The organism is uncultured Flavobacterium sp. (assembly GCF_963925185.1).
GTDB lineage: Bacteria > Bacteroidota > Bacteroidia > Flavobacteriales > Flavobacteriaceae > Flavobacterium.
Window position 1 is genome coordinate 96726 of record NZ_CAWURC010000008.1, and the last position, 19336, is coordinate 116061.

The window sequence follows — 19336 nt, forward strand, 5'->3', positions numbered from 1 at the left end:
TTTGAAACCTCATAAAATCATATCCGAATTACTGTTCAAAGCCGTTCGCAGCAGTGGTGCTGGTGGTCAAAACGTAAACAAGGTTTCCTCGAAAGTAGTCTTGTCTTTTGATCTAAATAAATCCCAATCCTTGTCAGATGAGGAAAAAATGAGGTTGGAAGCTAAATTATCCTCGAGATTAACCTCGGAACAAATTCTGATTTTAAGCTGTGACGAAGATAGAAGTCAATTTAAAAACAAAACGATTGTAACCAAACGTTTTCTGGATATAATTACTGCCACTCTTGTGATTCCAAAAATCAGGAAAGCCACAAAAATCCCAAAATCGGTCATCCGAAAACGGATAAAAGACAAAAAGAATTTGTCGGAAATTAAGAAAACTCGGAGAAAGCCTGACTTTTAGTTGTTATTCCTCGCAATGAAAAATAGTGTGTTTTTTGTTTTTTATAATGGTGAAAAAAACTACTTTTGTTCCGTCTCAAAGGGGTGCTCTAAATAACGAGCTGAGATTATACCCAAAGAACCTGGGCGGGTAATGCTGCCAAGGGAAAAAATGATAAAAAATAGTGTGCACACTATCTATTTGTCATAGGAACAATCAATTTAATTTAACAAAAGAATAATTCCCCCTTTTATTCGTAAAACTTTTACGGATGAACATTTTATTTTACAAAAAAGGCCAAGAGCCAAGAGTCATTGCCAAAAACTCGAGTAGATTTTTAGCAATCAGCTTCTTTCTTCTAATTTCTTTTTTCTCTTTTTCGCAAGAGAAACAACAAGACACAACAAAAGTCAACCAACTTGATGAAGTTTTGGTTTCGGCAGTTCGTGTCACCTCAAAAATGCCGGTTAGTTTCAGCAACTTGGACAAAAAGGAAATCAAGTTGCGAAATTTGGGACAAGATATTCCCATTTTGATGAATTATTTGCCATCAGTAGTCACCACTTCCGATGCTGGAAATGGAGTCGGTTATACAGGAATTCGTGTTCGTGGAAGCGACGCAACTAGAGTAAATATTACTATCAACGGAATTCCGTATAATGATTCAGAAAGCCATGGAACGTATTGGGTTAATATGCCTGATTTTGCTTCTTCTGTAGAAAGTTTGCAATTGCAACGAGGTGTAGGAACATCCACTAACGGTGCGGGTGCTTTTGGCGCAAGCCTAAATATGCTTACGGATTCCTATGCTGATAATTCAACTGGAGAGATTTCAAACTCCTTGGGGAGTTTTAATAGTAAAAAAAATACGGTTAAATTCAGTACGGGACTTATGAATAACCATTTTGAAATTGCAGGTCGTTTGTCTGCTTTAAAATCTGACGGCTATGTGGATAGAGCGAGTTCTGATTTGAAATCGTATTTTTTGCAAGGTACTTATGTTGGTAAAACAACCTTAATAAAAGCATTGGCTTTTGGCGGAAAAGAAAAAACCTATCAAGCATGGTACGGTATTGATAAAGCAACATTGGAAAGTGATAGAACATTCAATTCTGCAGGTGCATTTACGGATGAATTTGGTGCTAATCGGTTTTATGACAATCAAACCGATAATTACCAGCAAGATCATTATCAATTGCATTGGAATGAAAAAGTCGCAGCGAATTGGAATACAAATTTAGCCTTTCATTACACCAAAGGGAAAGGGTATTATGAAGAATATAAAGAAAACCAGAAATTTTCAAAATATGGATTAGTTGCTGTTTTAGCTGCACCAGGAGTCAGTACAACCGATTTAATTCGTCAAAAATGGTTGGATAATGATTTCTACGGAACCACATTTTCAGCGATTTACAAAAAAGAGAAAATGGATTTAATCCTGGGTGGAGGATATAATAAATATGAAGGCGACCATTTTGGTAAAGTAATTTGGGCCCGTTTCGCTTTTAAGAGTGAGTTGGGAGATCATTATTATCATGACTTTGCAACAAAAACCGATGGGAATGTATTTGCAAAAGCAAATTATCAATTGTTGGAAAATTTAAGTTTTTACGGAGATTTGCAATTAAGAAATGTGCAATACAAGGCCAATAGTAGCGATACCGGTTTAGTGAATGACACGTTTAATTTCTTTAATCCAAAAGCAGGAATCACTTTTGATGTTGATAAAAATAATGCTTTGTATTTTTCTTATGCCAGAGCCAATCGTGAACCCAATCGAACAGACTATGAAAATGGAAGTCCAAAACCAGAAAAATTGAATGATTTTGAATTGGGTTGGCGATATGTTGCCGAGAAAGTAAAATTCAATTCGAATATGTATTATATGGCTTATAAAGATCAACTAATTTTGACTGGAAAACTGGACGATGTAGGAAATCCAATTCGCTCTAACAGCGATAAAAGTTACCGCTTAGGATTAGAAGTTGATGCTACAATTGCAGTGTCAGAAAAGTTTATTATCAGACCTAATTTTACTTTAAGCACAAATAAAAATAGTGATTTGGACGTAGCCGGTCAAAATTATGGAATCACAACTATTGCCTATTCACCCTCGATTGTTGCGGGAAATATTTTGGTGTACAAACCGATAGAAAGCTTGCAAATTTCACTCTTGCAAAAATTTGTTGGTGAACAATATATGAATAACATTGAATTGGCTGATGCAAAACTGGAGAGCTATTTTGTGAACGATTTGAATATTGGTTATGAATTTAAACCCAAATTAATCTTTAAATCAATTCTTATAACAGGATTAGTGAATAATATTTTAGACAAAAAATATATTTCAAATGGCTATATGTGGGATGTATATCCTTATTATTATCCGCAAGCAGGAATCAATTTCTTGGCAGGATTGACGTTGAAGTTCTAAACCTTTTTGTAATAAATTGTATAAAATTCTGATTAACTATCGGGATTTTTTAATTATACACCCGAAGTACATTCCCGTTAACCTCTGCACGATATTGTTTTAATGGATATTGTTTTCCAGCGGATTGCCCCGTAAATAAACTATATTCAGCACTATCACAAGAACATATAGCATTTATTCCTTTTATAGTCATCGTAGAACAAGCTCCCAAAGCTTGATTAGGGCAAGCAGCATCAAAAGCATTGTAACCACTTCCTGTGTTGAAAATAAATAAGCCTCGAACACCTTGACTAGAGTAATAAATCGCATTACTTGGATATAGAAGAATGGAATACGAAGGCAAATTCATATTGATATCTACTGTAAATGTGTAATTGGGTAAATGTGGGTTTTTATTGTTAAAATTATTGGGGGTACATCCAAAAAAAAGAGGAATAACAACCAACAGAAAGAAATACTTTTTCATTATTTAAAATATATTAAAAGAATTAGCGAAACAAATTTAATTTATTTAACTTTGAATTATATATGATTAGCATAAAATTGTAAATTAAAAAATAAAAATAATATCTTTGTGGAAACAAATCCCGTCCTGATGGGATTTTTTCTATTTTATATAAATGATGACGTTATGAGTACAGTATCTTATTACACAGCCGAAGGATTAAAAAAACTAAGAGAAGAATTAGATTACTTAAAAAGTGTGATGCGTCCAAAAGCATCCGCTGATATAGCAGAAGCAAGGGATAAAGGCGATTTATCCGAGAATGCCGAGTACGACGCTGCCAAAGAAGCGCAAGGTATGTTGGAGATGAGAATTGCCAAACTAGAAGATGTACATTCTAACGCCAGATTAATTGACGAAACACAATTAGATGTTTCCAAAGTATTGGTTTTGTCTAGCGTAAAAATAAAGAATCTTTCCAATGGAATGGAAATGAAATACACACTCGTTGCCGAAAGTGAAGCCGACTTAAAAACAGGAAAAATATCAGTAACATCTCCCATTGGTAGAGGTTTACTAGGAAGTTCCGTTGGAGACATTGCCGAAATTACGGTTCCAAACGGAGTGTTGAAATTCGAAATTCTTGAAATTTCTCGCGATTAATTGTTAATTGTCCCCCTGAGAGCAGTCGAAGGGCTAAATCACAAATCACAATGTCAAGCATTTTTACAAAAATTATAAAAGGAGAAATCCCTTGCTATAAAATAGCCGAGGATGATAATTTTATTGCTTTTTTGGATGTAAATCCAAATGCAAAAGGACATACTTTATGTGTTCCAAAACAGGAAATCGACAAGATTTTCGATATTGAAGACGATTTGTATATTGGGTTGATGCAGTTCTCCAAGAAAATAGCCATGGCACTCGAAAAAACAATTCCTTGCAAAAGAATTGGTATGACCGTCATTGGACTTGAAGTTCCCCACGCACATGTTCATTTGATTCCTTTGAACGAAATGGATGAAATGCGTTTTCAGAAAAAAGTGTCAATGAATAAAGAAGAATTTGAAACTTTGGCCAAAGCAATAAGTTCAAATTCATAAAATAGGTATAGCCCCGAATTCACGAATAAATATTTAATTCGTGAATTCGGGGCTAACTTTTTTAAACAATCGCTTTACTTTTCTTAAAACTAACCTGCATCGTAGTTCCTTTTCCAATCTCAGAACTCAGAACCTTTACCGTTCCTTTATGATATTCCTCGACAATTCTTTTTGTCAACGAAAGCCCTAAACCCCAGCCCCGTTTCTTGGTTGTAAATCCAGGTTCAAAAACGTTTTTAAATTGTTTTTTGGGAATTCCATATCCAGTATCCGAGACTTTTATTTTTACGGATTCTCCATCTTCTTCAATGAAAACCGCTAATTTCCCTCTTCCCTTCATCGCGTCAATGGCATTTTTAACTAGGTTTTCAATCGTCCAACCGTGCAAAGTGGGATTCATCAAAACAGTAATACGTTTGTTTGGCGCCTTGAATGAAAACTCGACTTGTTTAGAAAATCGGGACTGTAAATAATCATAAGATTCTTGCGTTTCCTGAACGACATCCCTGTTTTCTAGTTTTGGTTCCGAGCCTATTTTTGAAAATCGATCTGTTATGGTTTTCAGCCGCTCTATGTCTCTTTCTATTTCGATAGTAATGGTTTTGTAAACATTTTCGACCTTTAGGAGTTCTACCCAACCTATTAATGAGGAAAGCGGCGTTCCTATTTGGTGCGCCGTTTCCTTCGCCATTCCCGCCCAAAGTTTGTTTTGGGTTGCCATCTTAGTACTTCTGTAGAAATTATAAACCAGTCCGGTAAAAAGCACGATGATGAGCAATAATGCCACAGGATAATATTTAAGTTTTTTTATTAAAGTAGAATTTCCGTAATATAGATATTGAAATTCCCCCGAAAGTTCAATAATAATTGGACTATTTTCAGTTTTTAATTTTGACAAAAGAGATTTTATTTTTATTGGATTTTTGGAAATGTCCTCGTCAATATTTGCTGTATTGACAATTGTTCCCTCTTGGGTTGTTACAATAACAGGTATTGTTTTATTGTTACTAATGATTTGTCTAGGCAACTCAATATCGTCCGTTTCAAGATTCGCCCTATTAATGGTTTTTATGCTTTCGGCCAAAACCTCCATTTTCAATCGCTCCTCATTTTTAAAAATTTGGAAAAAAGTATAGGTATTCCAAAGAATTAATGAAATGATTAAAAAGGAGGCAAAGATGATGATCCAGCGAGTTGCGTTTCTACTTTTAGAAAACTTCATAAGTTAATTTTTGTGGCATAAATATAACGAAATTATAGAAGTATGGCTGAATTTTTTTTCTGGAGCTTTTTCCCGCTGTCATTCCAAATCTTTTTTTATCAAAAAAACCTCAAAGGTTTTTATAACCTTTGAGGTTTGATAAAAAAAGTATTTTCCCTTCCATCAGGGCTAGGGCAGTCGTTTTTTTAATAATTTTTTTTCTAAAATTTCACACTCTTATTCCTATTTACTACTTTTGTTTAAATTAAAATTAGCACCATATTGGATAAAAATTGACAACATTAATAGTTTGCCTACTATTGAAGAAATTGATATATTTGTAAATCAAATTTTCCCTTTAGAGGTTCCGTTACATATAAAACGCTTCTGCCAAAGGAATTTAAATATAAAACAACAATAATAAAAATAGATAAAATGGAAGTTACAGGAAAAATCAAAATGATTGATCAAACCAAAGAGGTTGGATCAGCAGGTTTCAAAAAAAGAGATGTTGTTGTTACAACTGACGAACAATACCCACAAAGTATTTTGGTACAGTTTGTTCAAGATAAATGCGATTTGTTGAATAACTTCCAAGTTGGAGATGCTGTAAAAATCGACATTAATTTAAGAGGTAGAGAATGGATTAATCCACAAGGAGAAGCCGTTTATTTTAATACAATCCAAGGTTGGAGAATTGGGAAAGCTCAAGCTGAGGCAGAACCTACACAATCTGTTCCAATACCAGCAGCAGCTGCGTTCCCGCCTGCGGCTAGCTTAAACGAAGACGAACCAGATGATTTGCCTTTCTAAAAAAACAAAAAGGCTTTTCGTTTCCGAAAAGCCTTTTTTTATGGGATTATAATAACTACATCATTGGTGCCATTGCTATCTCTAAACCATCTAATTCTTGTACGATTGAAATTTGACAACTCAAACGACTGTTATGTTTTACATGCAATAATTTTGCAAGCATAACTTCTTCTGCTTCCCCTTTTCTAGGTAGATTAACATCTTTTATGGCATAACATTGACAAGTAGAACACATTGCCATTCCGCCACAAACTCATATTGTTCCGTTGGGTTCAAGTTCATAAGCACGAACAACTTGCATTAGATTTAGCCCCATATCGGTAGGGACTTTTACTTCGTGAGTTACCCCTTTTCGGTCAGTAATTTTAATTTTAATATCCATTATTTAGTTCTAGGGTTTTGCTATTTGTGCACAGGATTGCTTTACAATACCACTTTTTTTGAAGTTAAATAAACTTCATTTAATATGTTCTAATGGATACAACTAAGTCAGATCGTTATGCAACAAAAGATATTGCATATACTATTTGGCCACTTCTTCGAAAGCTTAGTACAATAATTTTTATTCAATATTAACAACAGTTTCTATTTGAGGAGCAAATTTTTTGATGGTCGTTTCTACTCCAGCTTTAAGTGTCATTTGGTTTACGCTACAATTAGTGCAAGCTCCCTCGAGTCTTACTGTTACGTGTTTTCCGTCTTCAATAGACACGAGCGATATGTCTCCGCCGTCACCATTCAAAAAAGGACGAATTTCCTCGAGTGCTTTTAGAACTTCGATATTTAATTCTTCTGTTGTCATTTTTTTTTATTTGAGGATTGAAAACGGGATCATTTGAATGTTTATTTTTTTTCTAAATTTTCGAATTGAATAATTATTTTTTTACTGCTGAACAACCCGCCATTGTAGTTATTTTAACAGCTTCGGTAGCGGGTAAATTTTCGTTTCTGCTTACCACTTCCTGAACTACATTTCTTGTGATTTCTTCGAAAACAGCTTCTATTATCGATCCGGTTTGCAGCGCTGCAGGTCGGCCAAAATCACCCGCTTCACGAATAGATTGTACTATTGGCACTTCCCCCAAAAACGGAACAGCTAAATCTTCGGCAAGATTTTTAGCGCCTTCTTTTCCAAAAATATAATATTTATATTCAGGTAATTCTTCAGGAGTAAAATAAGCCATGTTTTCAATGATTCCAAGAACAGGGACATTTATAGCCTCTGACATAAACATAGACACCCCTTTTTTGGCATCTGCAAGAGCAACGGCTTGTGGAGTGCTTACAACGACTACGCCAGTAATGGGCAAAGCCTGAACTATCGAAAGGTGAATATCTCCAGTTCCCGGAGGTAGATCAATAAGTAAAAAATCTAATTCCCCCCAATCAGCATCAAAAATCATTTGGTTTAATGCTTTTGAAGCCATAGGACCTCTCCATATAATGGCTTGGCTTGGAGAAGTAAAAAAGCCTATTGAAAGGATTTTAACGTCATAGTTTTCGATAGGTTTCATTTTTGATTTGCCATCAATTTCTACAGAAAGCGGCTTTGCACTTTCAACATCAAACATAATAGGCATTGATGGGCCATAAATATCGGCATCAAGAATTCCAACCGAAAACCCCATTTTAGCTAGTGTTACTGATAAATTTGCTGTAACCGTAGATTTTCCGACCCCCCCTTTTCCAGAAGCAACGGCAATAATATTTTTAATTCCAGGAATAGATTTTCCTTTAATTTCTGTACTTTGAGGAGCTTCAACTTTAACATTAATTTTTATTTTGGCGTCAGGTGAAACTAACTCGAGAATGGTTTTTTTAATATCATCTTCCGCACGTTTTCTGATGTGCATAGCAGGTACATGAAGTACTAAATCAACTACAACTTCTTCACCAAAAGTCAATACGTTTGCAATTGCTCCGCTTTCTACCATGTTTTTTCCTTCGCCAGCAATGGTTATGGTTTCCAATGCTTTAAGAATTTCTTTTCTGTCTAATTTCATATTCTATTTATGGTTTTCAGTTGATGATTATCAATTGAACTATTGTGTTTATTTATACTAATTAAGTTAAGAATTATCGACAGCAAAGATACTGTGAAAAGTTCTTATTATAAAGGTTTTGGAGATGATTTATTGCTTGAAACGCGTGTTGTTAATAAAAACTTTTCACAAAATCAAAACTGAATCATAGGCTCCCAAAAATGCTTTTCAAAATCTATAATTTGATTGTCTACCACTTTAATCCCTTCGTTTTCGAGTAATTGTTGCATCAAATTAGTTCCGTCGAAATGGTGTTTTCCTGTGAGTAGACCTTTTCTATTAACGACTCGATGCGCCGGAATATCATCAATGTTGTGGGCTGCATTCATTGCCCAACCTACCATTCTAGAAGATCGAGCGGTTCCTAATGCTTTAGCAATAGCTCCATAAGAAGTCACTTTTCCGTATGGGATTTGTCGAACAATGTTGTAGACCTTGTTGAAAAAATTGTCAGTTAGATTGGTCATTATTATTGCCAATAATATTTTATAATATTCAACAACGTGATTATTGAAATTAATCCCGTAATAATTCCAATTATGGTATTCATATTTTTTAAAGCAAAATCCGTTTTGTTTTCGATCCGGCTGAAGAAAATGATATAACAATAAAAGGCGGAATAAGAACCAATAACAACTCCAATTATAAAAACAAAAATAGAAGTCATGTCAAAAGAAAATAATTTAAAGGAAGCTAGGGTTATGCTAACAAAAACATAATAAGGAATAGGAAAGAAATTGAGCCCCGAAAGTAATATTCCTAGAAAAAATCGATTGGTTTTACTATTTTTTTTAAATTTTTTGGTTTTGTCTTTTGGTTTTTTTGCCAACCATAAAAAATAAATCGTTAGGGTTGCAAAAATTCCAAGTCCTACTTCGCGCAACAAAGTGACTAAATCTGGGCGACGATTTATGATTTTTGCAAATAATACGGCAAGAAAAACTTGAAAAATAATAACGACTACTGCGCCAATAATAAACCACAAAGCATGTCGTTTGCCTTCTTTAAGATTCACTTTAGCGGCAGTCATGTTGATTAATCCCGGAGGAGTAATGCCTATAAATGCTGTAATGAAACCTAAAAAAAGCGGCGTTATAAAATTCATTTATAGTGAGTCAAGCGTTTAAAAAACTAACAACTTATCAGATTAAAAAAAACATTATTCTTTAATTTTAAATCTAATATACGTAATTGATTTGTTAATCTCCAAATATTGTTTTTCGTAAAAGGTCTGAAAAGCAGTAACTTCCTCTGGACTTCCTTCGTTTACGTATACATTGTGATTGGCATACAACACCTCGTGTCCTTCGCCATGAAGCAATCCTAGCGTGTAACCGTGCATAAATTCACTGTCAGTTTTCAGGTTTACGACGCCATTTTTCTTAAGAATTTTTTTATACAATTGCAAAAATTCAGAGTTGGTCATTCTGTGCTTGGTACGTTTGTATTTGATTTGTGGGTCTGGAAAAGTAATCCAAATCTCGTCGACTTCATTCCCAGCAAAAATATGATCGACTAATTCAATTTGGGTGCGAATGAAAGCTACATTATTCAAACCGGTATCAACGGCAGTTTTTGCACCACGCCAAAAACGGGCACCTTTGATGTCAATTCCAATGAAATTTTTGTTCGGATATTTTTCGGCTAAGCCAACAGAGTATTCGCCTTTCCCACAACCCAATTCGAGTACTAATGGATTGTCATTTTTAAAAAAATCAGTATTCCATTTTCCTTTAAGTGGAAACAAATCGCCTACTACTTCTTCCCTTGTTGGTTGAAAAACATTATTGAATGTTTCGTTTTCCCTGAACCTTTTTAATTTGTTTTTACTTCCCACGCTTTTTTAAATATTTCGGCAAAATTAAGGAAATATCTAAGACCAATTGATATCGTTTCTGAAAATTTAAATTTCTGTAATTTAGAACTTTTTATGGAGAACAACGATTCCGCTCTTAATTGGGAAAGGTTGCTGCAATATGATAGCTAAGCATCTCTTTTTTGCGTATTTTTATATTGTGATTCATTAGGAAATCAAAAAATTATGAAAAAATTAATTGTAACAACCTTAATCATTATTTTTGGATTTTTGTTTACAAATATGGTTTAATGATAATGGCATTAATGAAGTGGGGAATTTGTTGTGTGATAAAATCAACAATTTGCAAGAGGGAGGGATTTTGGGTTCTTATAAACAAAAATTAGTTGACTTTATCAGCTTCCCACTGAGTCCGAAACACCAAATCTGGAACCAGAACTCTTAATATCATCACTCTATTTTTTTATGCCGACAAAGTTTACAAAGGGCTTGACACCAAAAAATCTAAGGGAATGGGTTGGTATTTGTCCCGAAAAAAAACTATCATATGTTAATTATTTAGATTCACTTTTAATGTCATTCCTTCTCTAATTAATAAAGATGAAAAAGAAGGGTTAAGTCAATATTAACGTCTCAAAGTGGTTCTTCAAGAATATAGAAAATTAAATAAAAGGCGGATGGAAAACCATAGATTTTAATCAAAAGTTAAAATCATTAAAACCCGGAGACACTTCAAGAACGATTGTCTAAATTAGACAATGGTTATATGTTGCCGGAGATGTTTCTAATGATTCCAAAAGTAATCGATATGACACTGAACCGGAATTAGGAATTTTAAAATTTAAAAAAAGGTTTAATTTTAATCCCGATTCTTCCATTACACCAAAGCATATTGCCCAAATGAATGTTCCCAAGAGCATTATTAGAAAATAGATTCTACCGGCTATTGCTAAAAACAGTTATTATCTTGCTAGACATCAACAAATGGAATGGAAATAATCTTAGACAAAGACACGGACCTTATAACTCCCTTGGTTTAGCTAAATTTTATTTCCCAATTCGAATTCTATTTACTTGCACGACACGCCTTCTGAAAATTTGTTCGATGAGAAAAAAAGAGCCTTTAGCGACGGTTGTATTCGAATCGAAAATCTAAAGAATTAGCCAACCTTATTTTGAGGGACGACGAAAATTGGACATCCGAAAAAATTGATGCCGCCATGAATAGCAGAGTAGAAACTTGGCACACCCTCAAAAATAAAACCCTATTTATATTGGTTATTTCACCGCTTGGTCAGACAGCAACAAGGATATCCATTTCCACCAAGGCGTGTATCAAAGAGACGAGCAATTAGCTTCCTTGTTGTTTGATAATTAATAGAACTGACCGTTTAATTGTTCCTAAAATAAATTTTAAACTCCTTTTCAAGGGTAGTGGTTTATTCTGTTTTGTTGATAAAACCAAGAGAAATAATTGAATTTGAGTCACTTTTTTGACAATCAAAACCTGTAGTGATTTTGATTTTAAATAACGTCCCTGAATAGCTTATTGACTACATTAATGATGTTGTGAAAGTTGAAAAGGAGCCAATTTACATCCTAAAAAATAAAATTTGGATCTACAAAGGCTGTTTGTCAACTTAGAAAAACAATTCTAAAAAAATAATTTTCACTCAGATGCATTCGTAAGAGATGCCGCTTTCTTATGATTTCAAATAAATTGGCTTATTTGAAAAAACCCGAAGATTCCGCCTCTTTATCTCATCTGAATTTTGTTTATAATACCCTCTTCGATAGGGGTCTTGATTTTGATAATTTCGGTTGAGTTTTCATTTGGGATTGTCATCGACAAAACGTAGTGTTGAATTTTCCATTGTCCATTAATTTTCACGAGTACCCCGGAACCTCTACAAATTTTCATTTGGGTGTTCAATAATTCATCAAACCAAGCAATTTTAAAGGTTTTGTCAAAATAAACATTGCGTTCCAATGGGGTGAAATTCCAAGCTTTTCCTTTGTCAAAATAAGGTTTTGCGTATGCTTGAAAGTCTTTTTTATTCCAGTTTTCATTGGCATCAGTCCCAATAAAAACAGCTTCTTCGGCCATTAAATTAAAATAAGTATGATAATTAGCTTCGGAGGCGGCTTTATGCCAAGCGTTTAACAGGTCGTTTACAAGCATCGTTTCGTTTTTTTGGGCTTGTACAAATCCTGAAAAAAATAGGATTAAAAATAGGAGTTTTTTCATTATGAGGTTTTTTTGTTTAAAAGTATAAAAATCTTTTGATTTTATAAAACATCCCTTTTGTTGATTGTTTGTTTTGTCTGATTCTAATTTCAGATGGGTTCTAGCAGCGCAATCTTCCAGATTTTTGAACAAATCAATTCTCTAAAAACAGAGTATGAACTAAACTTTTTTTAGTCTCTAATTAACTTCAATATTTTGACGCTTTTTTCTTTTGATTTAGGATATCTAACGATGTCCTTTTTTGCAAATATCACCGAAGAGAATAAAAAAAAATAGCTAAAAAAGGAGATGAGAAACAGCACTAAAATCAAAAAAGCTATCCACAAAAGTGGAAAGCTTTTCATTGGTCTAACTACTAAACCGTGTCACGCTTTACAAGGGCGTGACGAAACAACACAACTTTCTTAAATGCTTTAAAAGGGCAAAAAAGCGATTCATCTCTGAATCGCTTCTCCCCAATTTAGCGGTCTGGACGGGACTCGAACCCGCGACCCCATGCGTGACAGGCATGTATTCTAACCAACTGAACTACCAAACCTCTGCTTTATTGCGGTTGCAAATATACTATAGAATTTTGTTTCTACAAGTGTTTCTGCCAAAAACATTTCATAAATTTTATATGTTTTACCCAAAGTTTTGTTTTTCAACTAAATATGTGGTCAATACTTTTTCAAAATTATCGCCAACCCCAACAGGAACATACTTAATCTTGTTTTGTGCACAAGTTAATGCTAACTTTTTGAAGTAGGTATTCACTCCTTTTTCATATTCGGCCTTCACATTATTGGCAAAAATATTTATTTCATCTCCAGTTTCTAGGTCTATAAACTTCCTTGGGGCATTGTCAAAGTCGAAATTCACTTCGGTTTTGTTATCGATAACATGAAACAAAACTACTTTGTGCTTGTTGTGTTTTAAATGTTGCAAAGCCGTAAATAATTTTTCCTCATTGCCTGATTGAAACATATCTGTAAACAGAATAATCATCGATCGGCGATGAATTTTTTCGGCAATTTGATGCAGAAAGGTAATTGTGTCCGTACTTTTTTGGACTTTTGGTTTCTCCAATAGATTTTCTAGAGTATTCAAAATCATTCGATGGTGGCGATCACTTCCTTTTTCGGGGGTATAATATTCATATGAGTCCGAAAACACGCTTAAACCAATGGCATCGCGCTGTTTTTTTAAAAGATTCATCAAAACAGCTGAAGCCAATACCGCAAATCCAATCTTATTTTGGAAAAACTTTTCTTTGTCTTCGAGTTTTGGATAATGCATCGAAGACGAATTATCAATAATAATGTGGCAACGTAAATTAGTATCTTCTTCGAATCGCTTAGTGAACAACCGATCGGTTTTGGCAAACAATTTCCAATCGATGTGTTTCGTACTTTCGCCAACATTATAGACTTTATGCTCGGCAAATTCAGCAGAAAAACCATGAAAAGGGCTTTTGTGCATTCCCGAAATAAAACCTTCCACGATTTGATTAGCCAGCAATTCAAGATGCTGGAAACTGGAAATTTTTTCTATTTGCGATTCGATCTTCATCATTCAAATATAATACAAGATGGAATGATTAAAAAATTAATGGATTATAATTAAGAAAAGGCTTGACTTTCGCCAAACCTTTCTTAATATCGTGAGATTGCCTCGTTCCGATAATCAACCGAACTTACAATGATTTTAACTACAACAATGCGTCTAAACTATCCGCATAAGTTTGTTTAGGAGCAACTCCAACTTGTTTTCCCACTACTTCTCCGTTGTGAAAAACCAAAACGGTTGGAATATTTCGTACTCCGTATTTTGCAGCAAATTCTTGGTTTGCGTCAACATCTACTTTTCCTACCACCACTTTTCCTTCGTATTCTTCGCCAAGTTGGTCAATAATTGGTCCAACCATTCTGCACGGACCGCACCAAGCAGCCCAAAAATCTACCATTACTGGTTTGTCTGATTTCAAAACTACCTCCTCAAAAGTAGCGTCTGTTATTACTAATGCCATATTTTTTTGTTTAAATTTATTTGTTTTTGTAATGCAAAGATAAAGAAACATTTGGGTTAAGAAGTGTAACTTTTATCACTTTTAGCTATTTTTCAATTGTTATAACTTATCAATTCAATTTAAAATTTATCTGCATCTTCTCTAATTCGACCAATAACTCATTCGAAATTTTAATTTTTAATTTCCTGCTTGCCATTGACAATCTCGTGATAATTTTTGTTTCTTCGATTTCCGTAGTGAGGATTGTTTCAGGGTTTTCTTCCGAAATTTCAGGATCGAAAGTGTCTCCATTTTCATCTAAAATAATTTCGTCTACATCGATTTCTGTTGGCATTATCTCAATTTGTTTTTTAATAGTTTCTAATTCCATAACTTCAAATGTAACTTGATTTTCTCCTTTATTAGCTTGAAGAACCGAACTCAATTCATGAATTAAATTAGTCTGTAAGTCTTTTATATTCATATGAATAATTAACTTTTTAGCAAAACTTGGTAAAACATCCTGCAAGTATTGGATCACCATAAACTGTAATCTTGGCTCTCCTTTTTTGCCGGTATCCTTGTCAGTCCAACCTTCTTTTACCATTACTTTGATAAAAGTAAAATTGTTTTGAATCAAGAAATGGCGAAATTTTAAATATTCTTCACCAAAAATTCTGAACTCATAACTTTCGTCATAACCTTCAAGTGAAAATATTCCCCATCCTTTGCCATTCTTTGCCACACGGTGTTGCACATTATTTATGATTCCACCAAAAGTTAGGTTTTTATTCACGTGCAATTCCAAGTTTTTCAATGATTCCAATTTCGAATTACAGAAATAATTCATCTCGAATTTATAATCGTCCAAAGGATGTCCTGAAATATAAATTCCGACAACTTCTTTCTCTTTTGCCAATTTTTCCATCGTACTCCAATCCTCGCAAGGCGGGACAACAGGTTCTGCTATTTGAACATCGCTGCTTTCGCCAAATAAACTGACCTGCGACGAATTTTCGTTTTCCTGAAACTTCGCTCCATACCGAATGGCTTTTTCATAAAAGGTAATTCCATCTCCATCATCATGAAAATATTGCGCTCTTGTGGTTCCCAAAAACGAATCAAATCCACCAGACAAAGCCATATTTTCTAATGCTTTTTTATTGGCGGCACGCAAATCAATGCGCTTGGTTAAATCAAAAATTGATTTGTATTTTCCGTCCTTTCTGCTTTCGACAATTGTTGCCACGGCTCCAGAACCAACACCCTTCACGGCTCCCATTCCAAAACGAACCGCATAATCATCATTTACGGTAAATTTATAAAAAGATTCGTTCACATCGGGTCCCAAAACCTGCAATCCCATGCGTTTACATTCTTCCATAAAAAACGAAACTTGCTTGATGTCACTCATGTTATTCGACAAAACCGCTGCCATATATTCAGCCGGAAAATTCGCTTTTAAGTAAGCCGTTTGATACGCAATCCAAGCATAGCAAGTAGAGTGAGATTTGTTGAACGCGTATTCCGCAAAGGCCTCCCAGTCTTTCCAGATTTTCTCTAGTTTGTCCTGTGGATGACCATTTTCCATTGCTTGACTAATGAATTTGGGTTTCATTTTTGCCAAAACATCTATCAGTTTTTTTCCCATTGCTTTACGCAAAACATCCGCATCCCCTTTTGAAAAATTGGCTAGTTTTTGCGACAATAGCATTACTTGTTCTTGGTAAACGGTAATTCCGTAGGTGTCTTTCAGCAATTCTTCACAGGCTTCAAGGTCATAAATAATTTTTTCCTCTCCATTTTTTCGTTTGACAAAACTTGGGATATAGGCAATAGGTCCTGGTCGATATAAGGCATTCATCGCAATCAAATCAGGAAAAACTGTTGGCTTTAATTCCTTCAGATATTTCTGCATTCCTGCGGATTCATATTGAAAAATCCCCACTGTTTCTCCACGCTGAAAAAGTTCGTATGTTTTTAAATCATCAATTGGAAATTCATCGGGATTGAGGTCTATATTGTTTCTGTATTTTACTAATTTGACAGTGTCTTTTATTAAAGTCAGGGTTTTCAAACCCAAGAAGTCCATCTTTAATAAACCAGCACTTTCTACGACCGAGTTGTCGAATTGCGTCACATACAAATCCGAATCTTTGGCGGTTGCCACAGGAACAAAATCAGTAATATCGCTAGGCGTAATAATCACACCGCAAGCGTGAATCCCAGTATTTCTAAGGTTTCCTTCTAATACTTTGGCTTGCTGAATGGTTTCTCCAGCCAAATCATCTTCATTGGCAAGACCAATTAATTCCTTGATTTTATCGAATTCTTCTGGACGAACAGCCTTCTTTATTAGGTCTTCTTTTTCGTTTAAAAAACGAGCTAAATTCCATTTTGAGGGCATCATTCCCGGGATCAACTTTGCTATTTTATCTGCTTCGAATAAAGGCAAATCCAGTACGCGAGCCGTATCTCGAATCGCTGATTTCGTCGCCATTTTGCCATAGGTAATAATCTGTGCCACTTGTTTCGAACCGTATTTTCGAATCACATAATCCATTACGCTGCTTCGGCCTTCGTCATCAAAATCGATATCAATATCGGGAAGTGACACACGATCGGGATTTAAAAATCTTTCGAAAAGGAGATTGTATAAAAGCGGGTCGATATTGGTTATTTTTAAACAATAAGCCACTACAGAACCAGCCGCAGAACCCCGACCAGGTCCTACTGAAACACCCATATTTCGTGCTTCGGCAATGAAATCCTGAACAATTAAGAAATATCCAGGATATCCCGAATTTTCTATGGTAAGTAATTCAAAATCTAATCTTTCCTGAATTTCGGGTGTGATTTCTTTATACCTTCTATTCGCCCCTTCAAAAGTAAGATGTCTCAAATACGCATTTTCACCTCGTACTCCTCCGTCTATTACATCTTGCGGTACATTAAACTGAGCTGGAATTTCAAATTTCGGAAGTAAAACTTCGCGGGACAAATTGTAAATTTCAATCTTGTCCACAATTTCGGAAATATTCGAAATTGCTTCTGGCAAATCGTTGAAGATTTCCTTCATTTCCTCGCCCGTCTTGAAATAGTATTCCTGATTGGGCAAGCCATATCGATAGCCTCTACCACGACCTATTGGCGTGGATTGCTTTTCGCCTTCTTTTACACACAATAAAATATCATGCGCATTAGCGTTATCTTTATTGATGTAAAAAGTATTATTAGTGGCAATTATTTTGACATCGTTTTTTCTTGCCAATGAAATTAAGCCTTCGTTTACGCGGTTTTCGTCTTCTTGATTGTGACGCATTAACTCGATATAGAAATCTTCACCAAATTCTTGTTTCCACCAAAGCAAAGCTTCTTCGGCTTGGTTTTCACCTAAATTCAAGATTTTATTTGGAATTTCTCCATAGAGATTTCCCGATAAAACAATAATGTCTTCTTTGTATTTTTGAATTATTTTTCGATCAATTCTTGGCACATAATAAAAACCTTCGGTATAACCAATCGAAGACATTTTAGCTAAATTATGGTAACCTTTTTTAGTCTTCGCCAAAAGCACAATTTGATAGCCATTGTCTTTTACCGACTTATTTTTGTGATCTTCGCAAACGAAAAATTCACAACCAACGATGGGTTTCATCGAAACTTCGGTTGGTTCTTCGCCCTTTGCAATCACTTCCTTATTTTTGGCTTCAGCCGCTTTATTATGGAATAAAATATCACGAACAAAATGAAAAGCTCCCATTAAATTAGCGTGATCTGTCATCGCCACAGCAGGCATTTTTTGTTGTGAAGCCGCTTTGACTAATGCTGCAACGCTAATGGTGGATTGCAAAACCGAAAATTGGGTGTGATTATGCAAATGCACAAAATCAGTTCCGATTAAACTTTGGGTGTTATCTGAAAGTTCCTGTTTCGATATTGTGGCGGTTTGTTGACTACCCAATTGCTGGCGAATTTTATCAGATGCTTCTTTTAAATTGATATGTTGTAAGCCAATGAGCTGAATAATTTTCGGATTTTTTAATTGGAAATCCTCAAAATATTCCTGTTTCACTTCGAGCTCCGTCTTCATAAAAACTTCGGTACGAATTAATTCAAAAAAGCAACGTGTGGTTGCCTCCACATCGGCAGTGGCGTTGTGTGCTTCGCCAAAAGATTTATTGAAAAGGTAAGAATGTAATTCGGTTAACGTTGGCAGTTTAAATTTACCTCCACGACCTCCAGGTAATTTCAATAAAGAAGCCGTAACTTCGGTACAAGTATCGAGAATTGGCATCGAATTCATTGGACTTTCGATTCCCAATCTATAAAATTCACAACCCATAATATTGACATCAAAACCTAAATTTTGACCCACAATAAATTTGGTTTTTGATAAGGCAATATTAAATTTTTCTAAAACTTCGGCTAAAGGAATTCCTTCGGCTTCGGCCAATTCGGTCGAAATACCGTGAATTCTTTCGGCATCATACGGAATATTGAACCCATCAGGCTTGACCAAATAATCCTGATGTTCGATGAGTTTTCCCATATCATCGTGGAGCTGCCAAGCGATTTGAATACATCTTGGCCAGTTGTCCGTGTCAGAAATAGGTGCTCCCCAACGCTTTGGTAATCCAGTGGTTTCGGTATCGAATATTAAGTACATTTTCTAGGCGTTAGATTTTGGCCATAAGGCAAAAGTTGGCAAATTTGATAAAAACAAAAATACATTTTATGAGGTTGAATTTCAATTTTAGTTATTAACAAAAAACGAACTCTGAAGACGAAATAAAATTGTAAATCCATTTTTTTGGATGTCGTAGTATTTTATCAAAAAATAAGAAGAAAAATTTAACTCTAAA

16 protein-coding genes, 1 tRNA gene, 1 pseudogene and 1 riboswitch are annotated in these 19336 nt (G+C 34.8%); of the genes and pseudogenes, 5 read left to right on the plus strand and 13 right to left on the minus strand.

The features are described from left to right. Position 1 precedes the first annotated feature (1 nt). Positions 2-403: an alternative ribosome rescue aminoacyl-tRNA hydrolase ArfB gene (arfB, locus tag AABM59_RS02420; RefSeq protein ID WP_338407386.1), complete on the plus strand. Its 402-nt coding sequence runs from the start codon at positions 2-4 to the stop codon at positions 401-403. Between the two features lie 69 nt (positions 404-472). After that, a riboswitch (TPP riboswitch) is annotated at positions 473-566 on the plus strand. An 87-nt stretch (positions 567-653) separates the two neighbouring features. Next, on the plus strand, positions 654-2816 hold the full coding sequence (locus AABM59_RS02425; protein ID WP_338407387.1) for a TonB-dependent receptor: 2163 nt from the start codon (positions 654-656) through the stop codon (positions 2814-2816). Positions 2817-2865: 49 nt separating this feature from the next. Here AABM59_RS02425 and AABM59_RS02430 read toward each other — a convergent pair whose 3' ends face one another. Continuing rightward, positions 2866-3282: a hypothetical protein gene (locus tag AABM59_RS02430; RefSeq protein WP_338407388.1), complete on the minus strand. Its 417-nt coding sequence runs from the start codon at positions 3280-3282 to the stop codon at positions 2866-2868. 165 nt (positions 3283-3447) lie between these two features. On the opposite strand from AABM59_RS02430, the gene greA reads away from it, so the two are divergent. Both greA and AABM59_RS02440 read left to right on the plus strand, forming a co-directional pair. Continuing rightward, positions 3448-3924, plus strand: a complete 477-nt coding sequence (gene greA, locus AABM59_RS02435; RefSeq protein WP_338407389.1) for a transcription elongation factor GreA — start codon at positions 3448-3450, stop codon at positions 3922-3924. 50 nt (positions 3925-3974) lie between these two features. After that, positions 3975-4364 (plus strand): HIT family protein, encoded by a 390-nt coding sequence (locus AABM59_RS02440; RefSeq protein ID WP_338407390.1) that lies wholly within the window; start codon positions 3975-3977, stop codon positions 4362-4364. Positions 4365-4425: 61 nt separating this feature from the next. Here the strand turns inward: AABM59_RS02440 and AABM59_RS02445 are convergent, their stop codons facing one another. Then, positions 4426-5586 (minus strand): HAMP domain-containing sensor histidine kinase, encoded by a 1161-nt coding sequence (locus tag AABM59_RS02445; RefSeq protein ID WP_338407391.1) that lies wholly within the window; start codon positions 5584-5586, stop codon positions 4426-4428. Between the two features lie 414 nt (positions 5587-6000). Between AABM59_RS02445 and AABM59_RS02450 the strand changes: the two genes are divergently transcribed. Further along, complete coding sequence (locus AABM59_RS02450; RefSeq protein WP_338407392.1) at positions 6001-6378, plus strand: DUF3127 domain-containing protein; 378 nt, start codon at positions 6001-6003, stop codon at positions 6376-6378. Between the two features lie 55 nt (positions 6379-6433). On the opposite strand, the pseudogene AABM59_RS02455 reads toward AABM59_RS02450, so the two are convergent. The 11 genes and pseudogenes from AABM59_RS02455 to dnaE all read right to left on the minus strand — a co-directional run bounded on the left by AABM59_RS02455 (position 6434) and on the right by dnaE (position 19140). After that, a pseudogene (locus AABM59_RS02455) lies at positions 6434-6763 on the minus strand (ferredoxin). A gap of 177 nt (positions 6764-6940) precedes the next feature. Then, positions 6941-7180, minus strand: a complete 240-nt coding sequence (locus AABM59_RS02460; protein ID WP_338407393.1) for a NifU family protein — start codon at positions 7178-7180, stop codon at positions 6941-6943. 73 nt (positions 7181-7253) lie between these two features. Beyond that, positions 7254-8381 (minus strand): Mrp/NBP35 family ATP-binding protein, encoded by a 1128-nt coding sequence (locus AABM59_RS02465; protein ID WP_338407394.1) that lies wholly within the window; start codon positions 8379-8381, stop codon positions 7254-7256. Between the two features lie 173 nt (positions 8382-8554). Next, positions 8555-8887 carry an MGMT family protein gene (locus AABM59_RS02470; RefSeq protein ID WP_338407395.1) on the minus strand — a complete coding sequence of 111 codons (333 nt, stop codon included), beginning with the start codon at positions 8885-8887 and terminating at the stop codon, positions 8555-8557. Between the two features lie 2 nt (positions 8888-8889). Further along, entirely contained in the window at positions 8890-9525 is a 636-nt protein-coding gene (locus AABM59_RS02475; RefSeq protein ID WP_338407396.1) for a LysE family transporter, read from the minus strand. Positions 9526-9579: 54 nt separating this feature from the next. After that, entirely contained in the window at positions 9580-10257 is a 678-nt protein-coding gene (gene trmB, locus AABM59_RS02480) for a tRNA (guanosine(46)-N7)-methyltransferase TrmB (protein WP_338407397.1), read from the minus strand. A 1735-nt stretch (positions 10258-11992) separates the two neighbouring features. Further along, positions 11993-12484, minus strand: a complete 492-nt coding sequence (locus tag AABM59_RS02485; protein WP_338407398.1) for a nuclear transport factor 2 family protein — start codon at positions 12482-12484, stop codon at positions 11993-11995. 464 nt (positions 12485-12948) lie between these two features. Further along, positions 12949-13022: transfer RNA gene (locus AABM59_RS02490), tRNA-Asp, on the minus strand. Positions 13023-13108: 86 nt separating this feature from the next. Beyond that, entirely contained in the window at positions 13109-14035 is a 927-nt protein-coding gene (locus AABM59_RS02495; protein ID WP_338407485.1) for a DUF58 domain-containing protein, read from the minus strand. 139 nt (positions 14036-14174) lie between these two features. Then, on the minus strand, positions 14175-14543 hold the full coding sequence (gene trxA, locus AABM59_RS02500) for a thioredoxin (protein WP_338407399.1): 369 nt from the start codon (positions 14541-14543) through the stop codon (positions 14175-14177). A 58-nt stretch (positions 14544-14601) separates the two neighbouring features. Next, positions 14602-19140 (minus strand): DNA polymerase III subunit alpha, encoded by a 4539-nt coding sequence (gene dnaE / locus AABM59_RS02505; protein WP_338407400.1) that lies wholly within the window; start codon positions 19138-19140, stop codon positions 14602-14604. Between the last annotated feature and the right edge of the window lie 196 nt (positions 19141-19336).